This window comes from Thiomonas islandica (assembly GCF_055383445.1).
In genome coordinates this window covers 1,583,716-1,599,463 of sequence record NZ_AP042391.1, presented here as the reverse complement: position 1 = coordinate 1,599,463, position 15,748 = coordinate 1,583,716, and the positions used below count along the sequence as shown (strand labels likewise).

Below are 15,748 nucleotides of genomic sequence, written 5' to 3'. Positions count from 1 at the left end.
GCTTGGAGGAAAGCAAGCAAGCGATGACGGGCGCTCAGCCGATCTGCACCGGAACGAAGATGCGGTTGCTGCCGCGCTGGATCAGCAAGGCGACGGATTTGCCAGCGTTCTTGAGGATGCTGCGCACCTGATCGATGCTGTTGACCGCCTTGCCATCGACCGCAATCAGGATGTCGCCGGGCTGGATGCCGGCCTCCTCGGCCGGACCGCTGACGCCCTCGACCAGCAGACCGTGTGTCACCCCGGCCTGCTGCTCCTCGGCGGCGTTGAGCGGGCGCACGACCAGACCCAGCCCGCCGTGGCTGCCATGCGCGCCAGGACTGGCCGAGGCCAGCGTGACGTTGTCGCTGAAGTTGCCCAGCACGGCGGTCACGTTTTCCTGTTTGTGGTCATGCCACACACCCAGCGTGACCTTGGTGCCCGGGGCGGACAGGCCGATCATCATCGGCAGATCGACCGAGTCGTTCACCGGCTGGCCGTTGACGCTGAGGATGATGTCGCCTGGCTGCAGCCCGGCCTTGGCCGCTGGACTGTCCTTCTCCACCTGCGCCACCAGAGCGCCGTGCGGCGTCTGCAGGCCGAACGAATTGGCCAGCGCCTGGGTGACGGTCTGCACCGCGATCCCCAGCCGGGCATGCTCGACCTTGCCATGCTCGATGATCTGCTTGGCCACGCGCTCGGCCACATTGATCGGAATGGCAAACGACAGCCCCTCGAACGCCCCGGTCTGGGTGAAGATCTGCGAGTTGATGCCCACCACTTCGCCCTTGGTGTTGAACAGCGGGCCGCCAGAGTTGCCAGGATTGACCGCCACATCGGTCTGGATGAACGGCACCATGCTGTCGTCCGGCAGCGAGCGGCTCTTGGCGCTGACGATGCCCGCGGTCACCGTGTTGTAAAAGCCGTACGGCGAGCCGATGGCCAGAACCCAGTCGCCCGGCTCGAGGTTGTTGGGATTGCCCAGCCGGACGGTGGGCAGATTGGTCGCCGGAATCTGCAGCACCGCGATGTCAGTCTTGGTGTCATAGCCCAGCACCTTGGCCTTGTAGGTACGGTGATCGGTCAGGGTCACGCGCACCGAGCTGGCGTCCTTGACCACATGCGCATTGGTCAGGATCAGGCCATCGGAGCTGATGATGAACCCAGAGCCCAGACCCTCGGTCGGCACCACCTGCTGCTGCCCGTTGTTGAACTGCTGAAAGAAGCGGAAAAACGGATCGTCACGGAACTGCTTGGGAATCTGCTGCTGCACCGTCTCCTTGGTCTCGCCCTTCACATTGATGTGGACGACCGCAGGACCGTATGCCTTGACGATGGCGGCAAAGTTCGGCGCGCTGGTTGCAACATTGGCCATTGGCGCGGCTGGCGGATTATTGAACAGCGGCACGACCTTGTGGTTCATCTCCACGCGCGGCGCCTGCTCTGCGTAGCTGAACTGGTAGGCCATGGTGCCCGCCCCGGCGATGATGCCAGCTGCCGCCAGTGCGGCCCAAAGTTTTCTGATTTGCATGAATCCTCTCCTAAGGAAACAAACGATTTGCGATGGTGGAATGTTCGCTGCGCTGCCTTAGACTCGGCTTAAGGAGAAAACACATGCCCGTACACCACTCCCAGCAAACCGTCGTCGCAACGCTTACCGGCCTGTTGCTGTGCGCCGCCGCCTCGGCCCAGACCGTGGCACCACCGCCCGTCGGCGTGGTCGATCTGCAGGCCTCGGCCCAGGTCGAGGTGGTGCCCGATCTGGCGGTCATGACCCTGGCCGCCGAACGCAGCGGGACGGATCCTGCCAGCCTGACCGCACAGGTGAGCAAGACCCTTGAAGCCGCGCTACAACAGGCACGCACCGTGCCCGGCGTGCAAGCCAGCAGCGGCGGTTTGAACACCCAGCCGCGCTGGAAAACGGTGAACAACCAGTCGCAGCGCGATGGCTGGACGGTACACGCCGAACTGATTCTGAAATCGCACGATGCCGCCGCGTTGGGCAAACTTGCCGGACAGCTTGCCCAGCAGGGATTGATGATCGAGTCCAACAGCTTCGAGGTCTCCCGCGCGCTGCGCGAGCGTGAGGAAACCGCCCTGATCGAATCGGCCATCGCCCGCTTCAAAGCCAAAGCGACGACTGCGGCACATGCTCTGGGCTACGCCGCCTATACCCTGCGCTCCTTGCAGATCGATCCGCTGCAAGGCCCGACTCCGCCCCCGTACCCGATGCGCATGCGCGCCGAAGCCGCAATCGCCGCCGACAGCGCGCCCGCCGTGCCGTTGGCTGCCGGGCGCCTGCCCCTGCAGCTCAACGTCCACGGCTCCATCCAGCTCATCCGCTGAGCACCAGCCAGCAAAGGGGCCTGCGCCCCGTTGCGCGCGATGCGCGCGCCTTGTCGCTAGTGGGCAGCAAGCCAGCCAGGCTGGTCGTCCGGCCTAAAATTACGTGCTTTGCCGTTCAATTGACCGCCGCCAGCGCGGCCCGGTATGCCGCAAACGCCGCCAGAATTCGTCCTCACCCTGTCCTGCCCGGATGCGCCGGGCATCGTCCATTCGGTCTCCGGCCTGCTGTACCAAGCCGGCTGCAACATCATGGATTCGCAGCAGTACGGCGACGCCGACACCGGACTGTTTTTCATGCGGGTGCATTTTTCTGCGCCCGAGCATCTGCAAGACGCCGCCCAGCTCGCACTGCTGTTTGGCGACCTGCGCAAGCGCTACGACATGCAGGCGCAGTTCCACGACCTGCGTGTGCGCCCGACCGTGGTGATCGCGGTCAGCCAGCACGGGCATTGTCTGAACGACCTGCTCTATCGCTGGAAGGCCGGCCAGTTGCGCATGAACATCGGTGCCGTGGTCTCCAACCACACCACCTTTGCCGACCTCACCCGCAGCTACGGTCTGGACTTCCATCACCTGCCCCTGGCCGCAGGCGCCAGTGCGCAAGAAAAGCGCGCGCAGGAGCAGCAAATCGCCGACATCATGCAGCGCACCGGCGCGGAGCTGCTGATTCTGGCGCGCTACATGCAGATCCTCAGCCCCGAGTTCTGCCAGCAGCTCGACGGCCGGGCAATCAACATCCATCACTCCTTTCTGCCCAGCTTCAAGGGCGCGCGCCCCTATGCGCAGGCCCATGCGCGCGGGGTCAAGCTCATCGGCGCTACGGCGCATTACGTCACCGCCGATCTCGACGAAGGGCCCATCATCGAACAGGATGTCGAACGCGTCGATCACACCATGCGCCCTGCAGACCTGACCGCGGTTGGGCAGGATGTGGAAAGCGTGGTGCTCGCCCGCGCGGTGCGCTGGCAGCTGGAACACCGCATCCTGCGCAACCATCACAAGACCGTGGTGTTCCGCTGACGCCCAGCGGACGATCGAGACCCGCCATGCCCCGCCGCAAGCTCCCCCCACAAACACCCTGGACCAACTCCGCAGATGATGTGGAAGCCGCGTTTTACGACGCGCTGGCCAGTGGCAATCTTGACGCGCTGATGGCGCTGTGGGCCGAGGACGAAGACATCTGCTGCATCCATCCCGGCGGCCAGCGGCTCGACGGCGCGGCAGCGATTCGGGACGGATTTTCCCAGCTGCTAGGCAGCAGTGGCCTGAAAATCAACGCCGAAGTGCAATACCGCTGGCACAGCATGGGCTGCGCCACGCACAGCGTGGTCGAGCGTGTGCAAATCGAGTTGGACGGCGAGCTGCAATGGGGCTTCGTGCTTGCCACCAATGTGTTCGTGCAAACCCCTGCCGGCTGGCGGCTGGTGCTGCACCATGCCAGCCCCGGCTCGCCGCAAACCCCACTCGATGCGATGACACCCGGCGACTTGCTGCACTGATGCAGCAGTTTGCGCTAACTTGCACTGCATGTGCAGCACTGCCCACTTCTCCCCGCTCCCGCCCTGCGTGCAGCCTTATACCGCCCCGCGCTGGCTGCCCGGCGGACAGCTGCAGACCGTGTTGCCCGCATTGATCGCACGCCCTCCTGCGCCCGTCCCCAGGCTGCGCCGCGAGCGCTGGACCACGCCCGACGACGACTTCATCGACGTGGACTGGCTCGACACGCACCCCCCCGGCCATACGCCACTGCTGGTGCTGTTCCACGGCCTGGAAGGATCATCCCGCAGCCATTACGCCCGCTCCGTGCTCGCGGCCTGCGCCTTGGCCGGCTGGCAATGCGCCGTGCCGCACTTTCGCGGCTGCTCTGGTGAAGACAACCTTGCCCCGCGCGCCTACCACTCCGGCGACCATCTCGAAATCGACTGGATACTGCAACGCTTTGCAGCCCTTCGCCCGCACGCCCCGCTGTACGCTGCCGGCGTGTCGCTCGGCGGCAATGCGCTGCTGCGCTGGGCGCAGGAGCAGGGCGACGACGCTGGCTCCCGCCTGCGTGCGATTGCGGCGGTGAGTGCGCCGCTCGACCTGGCCGCGGGCGGGCAGGCGATCGCCGCCGGGCTCAACTATCAGCTCTACACCCGCATGTTCCTGCGCACGCTCAAACCCAAGGCGCTGCGCATGATCGCCCGCCACCCCGGTTTGGCCGATCCCCGGCGTGTGCGTAGCGCCCGCGACCTGCGCGCATTCGACGACGCGTTCACCGCGCCCATCCACGGCTTTCGCGATGCGGACGACTACTGGGCGCGCGCCTCGAGCAAGCCGCATCTGCACCGTCTGCGTCTGCCCAGCCTCATCCTCAATGCGTGCAACGACCCATTCCAGCCCGCCATGGTGCTGCCCCGGCCGGATCAGGTCTCGAGCTGGGTCAAGCTGGAGCAGCCGGCAGACGGCGGCCATGTGGGTTTTGCCCGCGGCGGTCTGCCCGGACGCCTGGACTGGCTGCCCCAGCGCCTGCTCCAGTTTTTTCTGCACGGCAACTGAACATCCCTAGGCACACCGACATGGACACCGCCGTCCTCCGGGCCATGGCCCGCTGGCCTAACGTGCCGCGATGCGCCGGCTGGCTGGCACTCGATCAGCGCGGGCAGTGGTGGATGCGCAACCACGCCGCCGCGCCTGCGCCGTGGCCACGCGATGCGCAGGGCCGCCTCGACAAGACCGATGCCGGGCCGGTGCTGCACGCGGGCCTGGCTGACTTCATCGGCCGCAATTACACCGCGGATACGAACGGTTCGTGGTACTTTCAGAATGGCCCGCAACGGGTCGATGTCACGCTGGAAGCAGCGCCGTGGATCGTCCGCCTGTGCCACACGCCGCAAGTGGGCTGGCAATGGCGCACGCACACCCAGTTGCCGTGCACTGTCGAGTCCATCTGGCTGGATGCGCACGGCCGGGTCTGGCTGCGCACCGACCGCGGCGGCGCCCTGCTGCACAGCAACGATACCCCCATCGTTGCCGAACATCTCGACGCCCAGAGCCAACAGCTCCGACTCCCAAGTCTGCAAGCGCTGTCGATCGGCAAGTTCACCACCGCCCCAGCGCTGTTCTTCGGGTTCCAGCCCGATCCGCCGTCGCAGCCCCCCAAGAAAAAACCCGCATGATGCGGGCCTTGGCTCGATACGGTCAACGCGAGGGCATCACACCCTCGCGCGTCTGGAACGTGCCGACTTATTTCGACTGCGCCACCATGTAGTCGACCGCGGCCTTCACCGCATCATCGCTCGCGTTCGAGCCCCCCTTGGGCGGCATCACTCCATGCTTGCCGGTATAGCCGTGGATCGCCCGGTCATACAGCACCGCCTCACCCTGCGCAATGATCGGCGCCCACGCCGCTTTGTCACCCACCTTGGGCGCACCGGCCACACCCGCGCCGTGGCAGGCCACGCAGGTCGATTCATACAGCGCCTTGCCATCTACCTTGGCCACAGCCACCGGCATGGCGGCTCCACTGCCCGAGCCTGCCGGAGCAGTCGCTGCAGAGGCCGCCGGCGCTGCGGCGGCTGCGGTGCTCATCGACGCTGCATTTGCCTGCGTTGCCGCCTGGCTGCTGGCCGCCACGACTGCCGAACCCACCGGAGCGACGCGGGCATCGACTGCAGCCGTAGACAGCGACTCCGCCCCAGCAGGCGGCTCGCTGCTGCTACCGATGTAGAAGGCGATCAGCAACAACAGGGCGATCGGAACGGCAAATCCAATGCCCATGATGATGAGGATTTTGCGCAATGTCGGCGCAAAGGGCAGATCCGAGACATCATCGGACGAAGTGGGGGCCGGATGAGAATGCGAGTGCGGTGCGCTCATAGCTGTCAGTTCAAGAGTGGAAATTCAAAACACTTCAACCGACATCATATGCGCAGCACACGATCCATCGACCGGGTCAACCCCAACACCGCCGAAGGCAAGCCGCAAATTTGACCCGCGTCATTCCGCATCACCGCTCAAGGTGTGACATCTTGCCGCACCAACAAGCACCACGGCCAATGCCAGAAAAATCTTTCCCTCGCCGCAAGCAGGTTAAGATACCGAATTACGTTCAAACTCAGCGACATGTTCGCTAGGCAGTATTTGCGCCCGTAGCTCAGTGGATAGAGTATTGGCCTCCGAAGCCAAGGGCCGCTGGTTCGATTCCAGCCGGGCGCGCCAGTTTTATTAGCAAAATCAATGCACTAGAGATGAAGCCCACACCCCTAGTGTGGGCTTTTTTGCCCTCGCGTCGCATGACTCCCCCCAAATTTACGCGCAGACCCTCACCAGCATTCCCCCACGGTTCCTCGCGCGCGCCGCGCCGCTGACCGTACACAGAGGGGTAGAAGATGCCAGTTGCCACGGTTCCTCGCGCGCGCCGCGCCGCTACCGCCGTTTCCAGGCGGGTAACGCCGACAAGTCAATGATCGAACTTTCGAGCGGCCGCTCAGTCTCCGTCTGCGCTCTCGTTCAGCGAGCGCGCTTGCGCGCGCGACACGCCTTTGGTGCCGAAGCGGCTGCGCTGCGGCGGAAAAGGGGATTGGAGTGGGGGACCTAGCAGGCCGTTGAAAAATCCCCCGCCGACGCTGGCGTCGGCCAGTACGATCTGAAGCTATCGGCGAACGCCCCAGACGAAGACGATGAGAGGCAATCAAGACCTCCAGGGTGCAATGTTCAGCGACATCAGCCTTGAAGAGCGCGTGCCGCCTGCACGCCCGTTGCGCAAACTGCGCGCCGTGGTCGATACGCAGCTGGCGACGATGAGCAGCCAGTTCGAGGCAGTGTATGCCCGCCGCGGCCGCCCCTCGGTGCCGCAGGAGATGCTGCTCACGGGCCAGGTGCTGCTGTGCTTTGCCACCTACAACCTGGTGCGCATGGGCAGCATCGGCGGATGGTGGGACGCGCATCATGCGTGAGCCATGGGATACGTGCGCCCGAAATGGGCGATGCGGCCTGCAAACAGGCTCGATAGGCCATCTTGATGGCTGCGCAGCAGCGTTTTCGCAAGCCGTTTCCTCAGAATCAGAGGCCCCGGCGCGCTGGATGAGTACTTTTTCAACGGCCTGCTAACCAATTGAATCTGTTCGAGATTCAACCTGACGCCACTTGGATTCGCATAAAGTCACACCACGCTTGGCCGCACCGCTCTGGGTTACGCTGTCGGCAATCTCGTAGCGTCCGGTATGGAGGCTTCGCATGATCTGGATGTTTGCTGGTAGTGGTCTCACCAAACTTGCTTTGGTGGCAGGAGGTGCAGCATTGCTCTCCGGGCCACTGAACACCCCGGATACCTGGGTCATGGGGCGGAGTTCCTACACACCCCCATTAGCAAAGCACTTGGCGTCAACCAGTCGTCTGCAAGGAATGGCAAAGGCGATGAAAATCGACGATGCTTGCGTGGCGCTGGATGTCGAGCGATGGCCGCTGACGCCGATAGATGAACAGCGACATCCAGTCAGGACATATCGCCTGGCATCCGAACTGGCCGCTCGTCAGGGGAAATGCCTCATTGCGACACCCGCTTTCGATCTTGTCAAAGCCGTGGCTCCGCATTATCGCGGCAGAATCTACCCGGAATTCATCCGGTTGAACCTCGCCGGTCGTATCGCGGCATACGCACAGGTTTACGAGATTCAGGCGCAAGGCATCGAGCAGAATCCCGTCCAATATCGGTCATTGGTGAGCGAGATCGCTCACCAAGTACGAGCGGCCAATCCGGGCGCCATCATCCTGGCTGGGTTAAGCACCAATCCTTCAGGGAAGATAGTTCATGTAGCCCGTCTGGTCCAAGATGTCCGCGACACCCAGGGCATCGTGCAGGGGTATTGGCTGAATATCCCACAGGCTGGGCTGGCCTGCCCGGCCTGTGGAACCGCGAAGCCAACTGTAGCCGTCAGGCTTCTGCAAGAAATCTATCGGGAGAGTCGAGGATCTCAGGAGCCCAACGGCCCGTTCCAGATCACCAAGTACGTGCCGTACGACTCCTACACCGGCGACCCGGTGCACCGCTTCTTCCAGATGTGGCAGCAGGTGGACAAGGACCGGCACGACCTGTTCACCTGAGTGGCCCAGACCGTGGGCATCGGCGGCCAGAACACGTCGCCCGCGACCCCGGCCGACACCTACCAGGGCGGCGTGCAGATGGGCTTCTACAACATGAGCATTGGCGACGCGCCGTACTTCAAGCAACTCGCGCGCGAATACGCCATCAGCGACAACTACCACCAGGCCATCATGGGCGGACTTGGATGAATTCTGGCGGAGACGGAGGGATTCGAACCCTCGATGCGGCTCTACACCGCATACTCCCTTAGCAGGGGAGCACCTTCGGCCTCTCGGTCACGTCTCCTGTGCTGCGCAGAAGATTCTTCGGCAGCAAAGACATTCATTATTACACGGCTTGCACCGCGGCCGACAGATTTTGGCGAAATTGCAATCAGGCCGTCTGTTCAAGGTCGAAGGCCTTGTGCAGTGCACGGACGGCCAGTTCCATGTATTTCTCGTCGATGACCACCGAGACCTTGATCTCCGAAGTCGAGATCATCTGGATGTTGATGCCTTCCTCAGACAGCGTGCGGAACATCTTGCTGGCCACGCCCGCGTGCGATCGCATGCCCACGCCGACGATGGAAACCTTGCACACTTTCGGATCGCCCAGGATTTCTTTCGCGCCGATATGTGGCTGGACCGTGGTCTTGAGGATGTCGAGCGCACGGGCGTAGTCGCCACGGCTGACGGTAAAGGTGAAATCGGTGTAGCCGGCCACACTCTGATTCTGCAGAATCATGTCGACTTCGATATTGGCATCGCCCACTGCGCTGAGGATCTGATAGGCGATTCCGGGACGATCGGGCACGCCGACCACGATGATCTTGGCTTCGTCGCGGGCAAAGGCGATGCCCGATACCACGGCTTGTTCCATGTTGTCGTCTTCCTCAAAGGTGATGAGCGTGCCGCTGCGTGATTCCTGCTCTAGCGGCAGATCCCACGGGGTCAGGCTGGAGAGCACACGCAGGCGGACCTTGTACTTGCCGGCGAACTCCACCGAGCGGATCTGCAGCACCTTGGAGCCCAGACTGGCCATTTCCAGCATTTCCTCGAAGGTGATGGTGTTGAGCCGGCGCGCCTCGGGAACGATGCGTGGGTCGGTGGTGTAGACGCCGTCGACATCGGTGTAGATCTGGCATTCGTCGGCGCCGAGCGCTGCGGCGAGTGCCACGCCGGAGGTGTCGGAGCCGCCGCGGCCGAGTGTGGTGATGTTGCCTTGCGCGTCGATGCCCTGAAATCCGGCGACCACCGGAATGATGCCCTGTGCCAGATCGGCCTTGAGTTTGTCGCTGTCGATGGCCTGGATGCGCGCCTTGGTGAAGGCGCTGTCGGTGTGCACCGCGACCTGCGCACCGGTATAGCTGCGCGCTTTGTGTCCCAGGCTTTGCAATGCCATGGATAGCAAGCCGATGGTCACCTGTTCCCCGGTGGATGCGACGACGTCGAGTTCGCGCGGGTCGGGCTGCGGCTGGATCTCCTTGGCCAGCGCGATGAGCCGGTTGGTTTCGCCCGACATCGCAGAGACCACGACCACAACCTGATGCCCGGCCTGATGCCATTTGGCCACGCGGCGAGCGACGTTCTTGATCCGTTCGGTCGACCCTACCGAGGTGCCGCCGTATTTCTGGACGATGAGTGCCATGAGAAATGCGTTCGAGAGCCGCGAGCGTGAGTCTGCCGGGCACACACCGCACCGGGCCGCTTCGCGTAAACCCTGCATTCTATGTGCTCGGCTTGGACGCCGGCTTGGGTTCGAACACCAGCAGCCCACCCCGACGCCGCACGGTGCCCAGCGGCAGTTGCATTTGCAGGCGCTGGGCGCCCTGTGCGCTGCGCAGCACCTGCCGCACCAGTTCGTCGGTGCGTGCACGGTCCAGTCGCTGCCCCTGCAGGCGCAGCCACAGCCGCAGGACTTCGCTCAGGCGCGCTGCGCCCAGCGCCCGCAGCGCGGCGAGATCGACACCCGTAGCCGCGGCGCAGCAGCGCAGATCGTCCTCAGCACGGATCTGCAGTTGCTTTGCTGCCTCAGCGCACAGCGCCGCGGTGCGGCCGAAAGTCTGGCGATACGCGGGTTCGAGCCGGGCGATGACCGGTAGCAGCTCGCTGCGGATACGGCTGCGGCGATAGGCCGGGTCGTCATTCATCGGATCGCGCATGAAGGACACTTGCTGTGCGGTCAGCCACTCGCGCAGCTCGGACGCACTGCAGGCAAGCAGGGGCCGTGCAAACAGCACGCCGTGACGCATCAGCCGCGCCGGCATGGCGGCCAGTCCGCGCGGCCCGGCGCCGCGCAACAGCGCCAGTAGCAAGGACTCCGCCTGATCGTCGCCATGCTGTGCCAGCAACACGACGGTGCAACCCTGCTGCCGCGCGAGTTCGGCGAGTGCACGGTAGCGGCCATCACGCGCCTGCTCTTCAACGCTCTGGCCGCGTGCGACGCGAACCTGGATCTGCAGGGTGGCGTGCGCCACGCCCTGCGCCTTGCAGAAATCCGCACAGTGCGCCGCAAATGCCCAGGCGCTGTCCTGCAGGCCGTGGTTGACATGCAAAGCGCACAGCCGCGGTCCGCCCCAGAGCGACACGGCAGCCAGCAGCAAGGCGGTGGAGTCGGCGCCGCCGCTGAACGCGATGCCAATGCGCTCGGCCTGAGCGATGTCCGGGTGTTGCGCGGCAAAACGTTGCAGCGCGGATCGCGCTGGGTTGCTTGGCACCAGGTGGAAGGTTGGGATTGGAAATTCGAGCGACCGGCAAACACAGACAGGTCAGCGGCCCGAAGCCTTGGTGTCCTCGAACTTGCCAAAGTTCTGCAAACGATCGAGCCGTTGCCGCACCAGGTCTGCGGGCTTGATGTGCTGGAACTGCCGCAGCGCCTCGCCCAGCGCACGCTTGAGCGAAGCCGCCATGGCATTGGGGTCGCGGTGCGCGCCGCCGATGGGTTCGCTCACGATTTTGTCCACCAGCCCCAGCGCCTTGAGGCGGTGCGCGGTCAGCCCCAGCGCCTCGGCGGCCTCGGGCGCTTTTTCCGCGCTCTTCCACAGGATGGACGCGCAGCCTTCCGGGGAGATGACCGAATAGATGGCATATTGCAGCATCAGCAGCTGGTCGCACACCGCAATCGCCAGCGCACCGCCCGATCCGCCTTCGCCGATGATGGTCGAAATGATGGGCACCTGCAACTTGGCCATCTCGTAGATGTTGCGGCCGATGGCTTCGCTTTGGCTGCGCTCCTCGGCATCGATGCCTGGATAGGCGCCGGGGGTGTCGACGAAGGTGAAGATGGGGAGGTGAAATTTTTCGGCTAGCTTCATCAGCCGCAGGGCCTTGCGATAACCCTCGGGCTTGGGCATGCCGAAGTTGCGCAGCGCGCGCTCCTTGGTGTCGCGCCCCTTCTGGTGACCGATGATCATGCACGCCTGCCCGCCCAGCCGCGCCAGCCCGCCGACGATGGACAGGTCGTCGGCAAAGGCGCGGTCGCCGTGCAGTTCGTGGAAATCGGTGAAGATCAGGTTGGCATAGTCGAGGGTATAGGGCCGCTGCGGGTGGCGCGCGATCTGCGTGGTCTGCCACGGGGTGAGCTTGGCGTATAGATCCTTGGTGAGCTGCTGGCTTTTTTTCTGCAGGCGGGCGATTTCCTCGGAGATGTCAACCGCAGATTCGTCCTGCACATAGCGCAGTTCATCGATCTTGTTCTCCAGTTCGGCAACGGGTTGCTCGAAATCGAGAAAGATTTTTTTGTTCATGTTCACCTCAGAAGGAAGCTCCCGGGCATCCCGAGTGTGCTGCGCCTGCAGGCGCGTCAGTGAGCCTGTCCCGGAGTCTGTTCGCGATCCGCAGCCGCGGCGCCGGATCAGTATTCGACCGGCAGCGGATCCAGGCTGCGCCAAATATACCAAGTCCCTACCGATCGCCATGGCGCCCAGGCGGCGGCCACTTCGCGTACATCGCTCTGGGTGACGGGCTCCCCGCCGAAGTAAATCTGGCTCACGCCCCGGATCAGCCCCAGATCGCCCAGCGGCAGCACGTCCGGGCGCATCAGGTGGAAGATCAGGAACATGTCTGCAGTCCAGCGGCCGATGCCGCGAATGGTCAGCAACTCGGCGGCAATGGCCTCGTCTGGCATGTCCTGCCATTGGTCCGGATGCACCTGACCGGCGTCAAACTTGGCTGCCAGGTCGCGCACATACCCGACCTTGCGACTCGACAGCCCGCAGGCGCGCAGGCCGTCCTCGCCAACGTCCAGGATGTCGCGCGGCGCCACCTGCGGTACCGCCGCGCACAGCCGCTCCCAGACCACTTGCGCCGCCTTGACCGAAATCTGCTGCCCGATGATCGACCGCGCCAGGGTCTGGAACGGATCGCCCCGGCTTTGCAGCCGTGCGCCGGCATGCATCTTGATGAGCTTGCGCATCACGCGATCGGTGCGCTGCAGATGCGCACATGCCCTATCCCAGTCGAGCGCGACACTGCGCGCCGCCGGGCCGCGCGGCGCTGCCACCGTCACGCTGCTCTCCAGACGGTGATGCCGCCCGGCTTGTCCTCGAGCACGATGCCCTTGGCGGCGAGCTCGGCGCGGATGCGGTCGGCCTCGGCAAAGTTGCGCGCCTGCTTGGCCGCAGTGCGCGCCTGCACCAGCTGCTCCACCCAGACGGTATCTGCCTGCGCCCCGCGCTGCAGGAATTCGCGTGGATTTTGCTGCAGCAGTCCGAGCAGTCCGCCCAGATTCTTGAGCAGCGCAGCCAGCTGGGCATCGCCGGTCTTGTTGATGTCGGTGGCCAGCTCGAACAGCACCGCCATCGCTTCAGGCGTGTTGAGATCGTCGTTCATTGCCGCGGCGAAGGCTTGCGCACGGGGGTGGTTCCAGTCGATGCCGGCAGGCAGATCGGAGAACGGATCAAGCGCGGTGTACAGGCGGGTGAGCGCGGCATGGGCGTCCTGCAGATGCTCGTCGCTGTAGTTCAGCGGGCTGCGGTAATGCGCACGGACGATGAACAGCCGCACGGTCTCAGCGTCCACGTGCCGGAGGATATCGCGGATGGTGAAAAAATTGCCCAGCGACTTGGACATCTTCTCGCCGTCCACGCGCACGAACCCGTTGTGCAGCCAGACACTGGCCATGGGCTTGCCGTGCGCGCCTTCGCTTTGCGCGATTTCGTTTTCGTGATGCGGAAACTGCAGATCGGCGCCGCCGCCGTGGATGTCGAAGGTCTCGCCCAGCAGTGCGCAGCTCATCGCCGAGCACTCGATGTGCCAGCCTGGGCGCCCCGGGCCATCGGGCGAGGGCCATTTCACTTCGTCCGGCTCCTCGGGCTTGGCCGCTTTCCACAGCACGAAGTCCAGCGGATCCTGCTTGGCCGCGTCGACTTCCACCCGCTCGCCGGCACGCAGTTCGTCGAGCGACTTGCCCGACAGCTTGCCATAGCCAGGAAAGGCGCGCACATGAAAGTTCACATCGCCTGCGCTGTCGCGATAGGCCAGACCGCGCGCTTTGAGCTTGCCGATCAGGTCGAGCATCTGCGGCACATAGTCGGTGGCGCGCGGCTCATGCGTGGGGCGCTCCACACCGAGCGCGTCGGCATCTTCGTGCATCGCGGCAATGAAGCGGTCGGTCAGTGCGCGGATGGTCTCGCCGTTTTGCTGCGCGCGGCGAATGATCTTGTCATCGATGTCGGTGATGTTGCGCACATAGGTCACGCGCAGCCCCTGCGCCTTGAGCCAACGCTGCAGCAGATCGAACACCACCATCACCCGCGCATGGCCGATATGACAATAGTCGTAGACCGTCATGCCGCAGACATACATGCGGACATGTCCCGGCTCGATCGGTGTGAAGCGGACTTTTCCGCGGGCGAGAGTGTTGTGCAGATACAGCGCAGTCATGGAATGGGCGTGGGGACGGTCATCTGTGCGCGGGCGCGCACCGTTCCCGATAAAATCGAAAACTTAGCACAAGCCCGCGCTCACCGACTTGACGCAGCGCGTGCGCTCAGGCTGCTGCTGCGGCAGTCCAAAAGGCGCCCATCCCTACTCGGCCCATCCGCTCATCCCCTATGCGCAAACACCTCATCGCCAGCCTCATCGCCCTCGCCATGAGCGCCCCCGCGGCCTGGGCAGCAGACGCATCCAGCGTCACCCAGAGCCTGCAAAAAGGTGATCTGCAGTCGGCGCTGCAACAAGTGGACGCGCTGCTGGCACAAAAGCCCAAGGATCCGCAATACCAGTTTCTCAAGGGCGTTATCCTCACCGAGCAGAAAAAGGACGCGCAAGCCATCCAGATCTTCCAGTCGCTCACCGAGCAGTACCCTGAACTTCCAGAGCCCTACAACAATCTCGCGGTGCTCTATGCGCAGCAAGGTCAGTACGACAAGGCCAGAGCGGCGCTGGAAATGGCCATTCGCACCAACCCGAGCTACGCCACGGCCCAGGCCAACTTAGGGGATGTCTACGCCAAGCTTGCCAGCCAGGCCTACCAGAAAGCGCTGCAGCTCGCCCCGGATGAAAACGCTGGCGCCAAGATCAAGCTCAACCTGATCCGCGAGCTCTTCGAGCAGAACAAAGGCACGACCACGACACCGCTGAAAGTCAGCAACGCGCAGCCCGCCAAGGAGGTCAAGACGGCTGCGCCGCCAGCGGCACCAGGGGTCGCCGCCGCCGAAAAACCCGCGCCCGCACGTGCGGTGGCACCCGCAGCCACGACGCCAGCGGTCGAAGAAAAACCCAAGCCCCTTGCCGCGACGGAAAAACCGGCGAGCCACTCTGCCGAGCAAGCTGCCGTAGCCGATGCAGTGCAGCGCTGGGCTGCGGCTTGGCAGAGCAAGAATCTACCGGCGTATTTCGCCGCCTACGCGCCCGATTTCAAGCCTGAGAAAGGCCTGAGTCTGGCGGCCTGGAAGGAGCAGCGCCGCGCGCGCATCACCGACAAGGCCAAAATCACTGTCCAGGTGCATGACCTGAAGGTACAAGTCGATGGCGACCGGGCCACGGCCCGCTTCCGCCAGCACTACGTTGCAGGCGCGCTCGATTTCGATGGCAACAAAACCCTGCAGATGCAGCGTGAAAACGGCAAGTGGCTGATCGTGCGCGAGATCGTCGGCTGATCTGAACTGCAGGTACGTCCACCGCCTCCTGCCCCATGCTCTTTGCCACGCGCCGTCCTCTCTCACGCAGGTTGTTGCCCTGGGCGCTGCTTTGTGTGCCCCTGGTCTTTGCTGCGCGCGCCGCGACCGACTACAACGCGGCCTCCATCGGCCCAGGCGGACTGCGGGACGATGTCGCCGCTGGCCAGCAGCCGACTGCGGCCCACGGGTCGACCGGTGCGCCCTCCTCGCCCCCCCGGCTCCGGTCTCCGCAGGCACCC

General features: G+C 64.2%; 15 protein-coding genes, 2 tRNA genes and 1 pseudogene. 10 read left to right on the top strand and 8 right to left on the bottom strand.

Translation table 11 applies throughout. The features are described 5' to 3' along the window. Positions 1 to 34 precede the first annotated feature (34 nt). Positions 35 to 1,510, bottom strand: a complete 1,476-nt coding sequence (locus ACZ47F_RS07835) for a DegQ family serine endoprotease (protein ID WP_464924187.1) — start codon at positions 1,508 to 1,510, stop codon at positions 35 to 37. A gap of 83 nt (positions 1,511 to 1,593) precedes the next feature. Between ACZ47F_RS07835 and ACZ47F_RS07830 the strand changes: the two genes are divergently transcribed. The 5 genes from ACZ47F_RS07830 (at position 1,594) to ACZ47F_RS07810 (ending at position 5,483) form a co-directional block, all read left to right on the top strand. Then, positions 1,594 to 2,325, top strand: coding sequence for an SIMPL domain-containing protein (locus ACZ47F_RS07830; protein WP_464924186.1), 732 nt, complete (start codon positions 1,594 to 1,596; stop codon positions 2,323 to 2,325). Between the two features lie 144 nt (positions 2,326 to 2,469). Beyond that, complete coding sequence (gene purU / locus ACZ47F_RS07825) at positions 2,470 to 3,345, top strand: formyltetrahydrofolate deformylase (protein WP_464924185.1); 876 nt, start codon at positions 2,470 to 2,472, stop codon at positions 3,343 to 3,345. Between the two features lie 26 nt (positions 3,346 to 3,371). Beyond that, positions 3,372 to 3,824: a YybH family protein gene (locus tag ACZ47F_RS07820; protein ID WP_464924184.1), complete on the top strand. Its 453-nt coding sequence runs from the start codon at positions 3,372 to 3,374 to the stop codon at positions 3,822 to 3,824. Between the two features lie 28 nt (positions 3,825 to 3,852). Next, positions 3,853 to 4,863, top strand: coding sequence for a YheT family hydrolase (locus ACZ47F_RS07815; protein WP_464924183.1), 1,011 nt, complete (start codon positions 3,853 to 3,855; stop codon positions 4,861 to 4,863). A gap of 20 nt (positions 4,864 to 4,883) precedes the next feature. Then, positions 4,884 to 5,483 carry a DUF2946 family protein gene (locus ACZ47F_RS07810; RefSeq protein ID WP_464924182.1) on the top strand — a complete coding sequence of 200 codons (600 nt, stop codon included), beginning with the start codon at positions 4,884 to 4,886 and terminating at the stop codon, positions 5,481 to 5,483. 67 nt (positions 5,484 to 5,550) lie between these two features. On the opposite strand, the gene ACZ47F_RS07805 is transcribed toward ACZ47F_RS07810, so the two are convergent. Then, positions 5,551 to 6,183 carry a c-type cytochrome gene (locus tag ACZ47F_RS07805; RefSeq protein ID WP_464924181.1) on the bottom strand — a complete coding sequence of 211 codons (633 nt, stop codon included), beginning with the start codon at positions 6,181 to 6,183 and terminating at the stop codon, positions 5,551 to 5,553. 266 nt (positions 6,184 to 6,449) lie between these two features. Between ACZ47F_RS07805 and ACZ47F_RS07800 the strand changes: the two genes are divergently transcribed. From ACZ47F_RS07800 to ACZ47F_RS07785, 4 genes and pseudogenes are all read left to right on the top strand, one after another. After that, positions 6,450 to 6,525: transfer RNA gene (locus ACZ47F_RS07800), tRNA-Arg, on the top strand. Positions 6,526 to 6,986: 461 nt separating this feature from the next. After that, positions 6,987 to 7,190 (top strand): annotated as a pseudogene (locus ACZ47F_RS07795) (transposase); the annotation flags it as partial. Between the two features lie 352 nt (positions 7,191 to 7,542). Beyond that, positions 7,543 to 8,409, top strand: coding sequence for a hypothetical protein (locus ACZ47F_RS07790; protein WP_464924180.1), 867 nt, complete (start codon positions 7,543 to 7,545; stop codon positions 8,407 to 8,409). Continuing rightward, on the top strand, positions 8,410 to 8,598 hold the full coding sequence (locus ACZ47F_RS07785) for a hypothetical protein (RefSeq protein ID WP_464924179.1): 189 nt from the start codon (positions 8,410 to 8,412) through the stop codon (positions 8,596 to 8,598). Positions 8,599 to 8,602: 4 nt separating this feature from the next. On the opposite strand, the gene ACZ47F_RS07780 is transcribed toward ACZ47F_RS07785, so the two are convergent. The 6 genes from ACZ47F_RS07780 to cysS all read right to left on the bottom strand — a co-directional run bounded on the left by ACZ47F_RS07780 (position 8,603) and on the right by cysS (position 14,271). Next, positions 8,603 to 8,695: transfer RNA gene (locus ACZ47F_RS07780), tRNA-Ser, on the bottom strand. An 87-nt stretch (positions 8,696 to 8,782) separates the two neighbouring features. Then, the gene (locus ACZ47F_RS07775; protein ID WP_464924178.1) at positions 8,783 to 10,036 is read right to left on the bottom strand and encodes an aspartate kinase; all 1,254 of its coding nucleotides are present in this window, start codon (positions 10,034 to 10,036) and stop codon (positions 8,783 to 8,785) included. Positions 10,037 to 10,115: 79 nt separating this feature from the next. Continuing rightward, positions 10,116 to 11,105: a tRNA lysidine(34) synthetase TilS gene (gene tilS / locus ACZ47F_RS07770; RefSeq protein WP_464924177.1), complete on the bottom strand. Its 990-nt coding sequence runs from the start codon at positions 11,103 to 11,105 to the stop codon at positions 10,116 to 10,118. A 51-nt stretch (positions 11,106 to 11,156) separates the two neighbouring features. After that, positions 11,157 to 12,134, bottom strand: a complete 978-nt coding sequence (locus tag ACZ47F_RS07765) for an acetyl-CoA carboxylase carboxyltransferase subunit alpha (protein WP_464924176.1) — start codon at positions 12,132 to 12,134, stop codon at positions 11,157 to 11,159. A gap of 107 nt (positions 12,135 to 12,241) precedes the next feature. Beyond that, complete coding sequence (locus tag ACZ47F_RS07760; RefSeq protein ID WP_464924175.1) at positions 12,242 to 12,895, bottom strand: DNA-3-methyladenine glycosylase family protein; 654 nt, start codon at positions 12,893 to 12,895, stop codon at positions 12,242 to 12,244. After that, positions 12,892 to 14,271, bottom strand: a complete 1,380-nt coding sequence (gene cysS, locus ACZ47F_RS07755) for a cysteine--tRNA ligase (protein ID WP_464924174.1) — start codon at positions 14,269 to 14,271, stop codon at positions 12,892 to 12,894. The genes ACZ47F_RS07760 and cysS overlap by 4 nt, the downstream gene beginning before the upstream one ends. Before the next feature lie 170 nt (positions 14,272 to 14,441). Between cysS and ACZ47F_RS07750 the strand changes: the two genes are divergently transcribed. Further along, positions 14,442 to 15,488, top strand: a complete 1,047-nt coding sequence (locus ACZ47F_RS07750) for a YybH family protein (RefSeq protein ID WP_464924173.1) — start codon at positions 14,442 to 14,444, stop codon at positions 15,486 to 15,488. Positions 15,489 to 15,748: the final 260 nt, after the last annotated feature.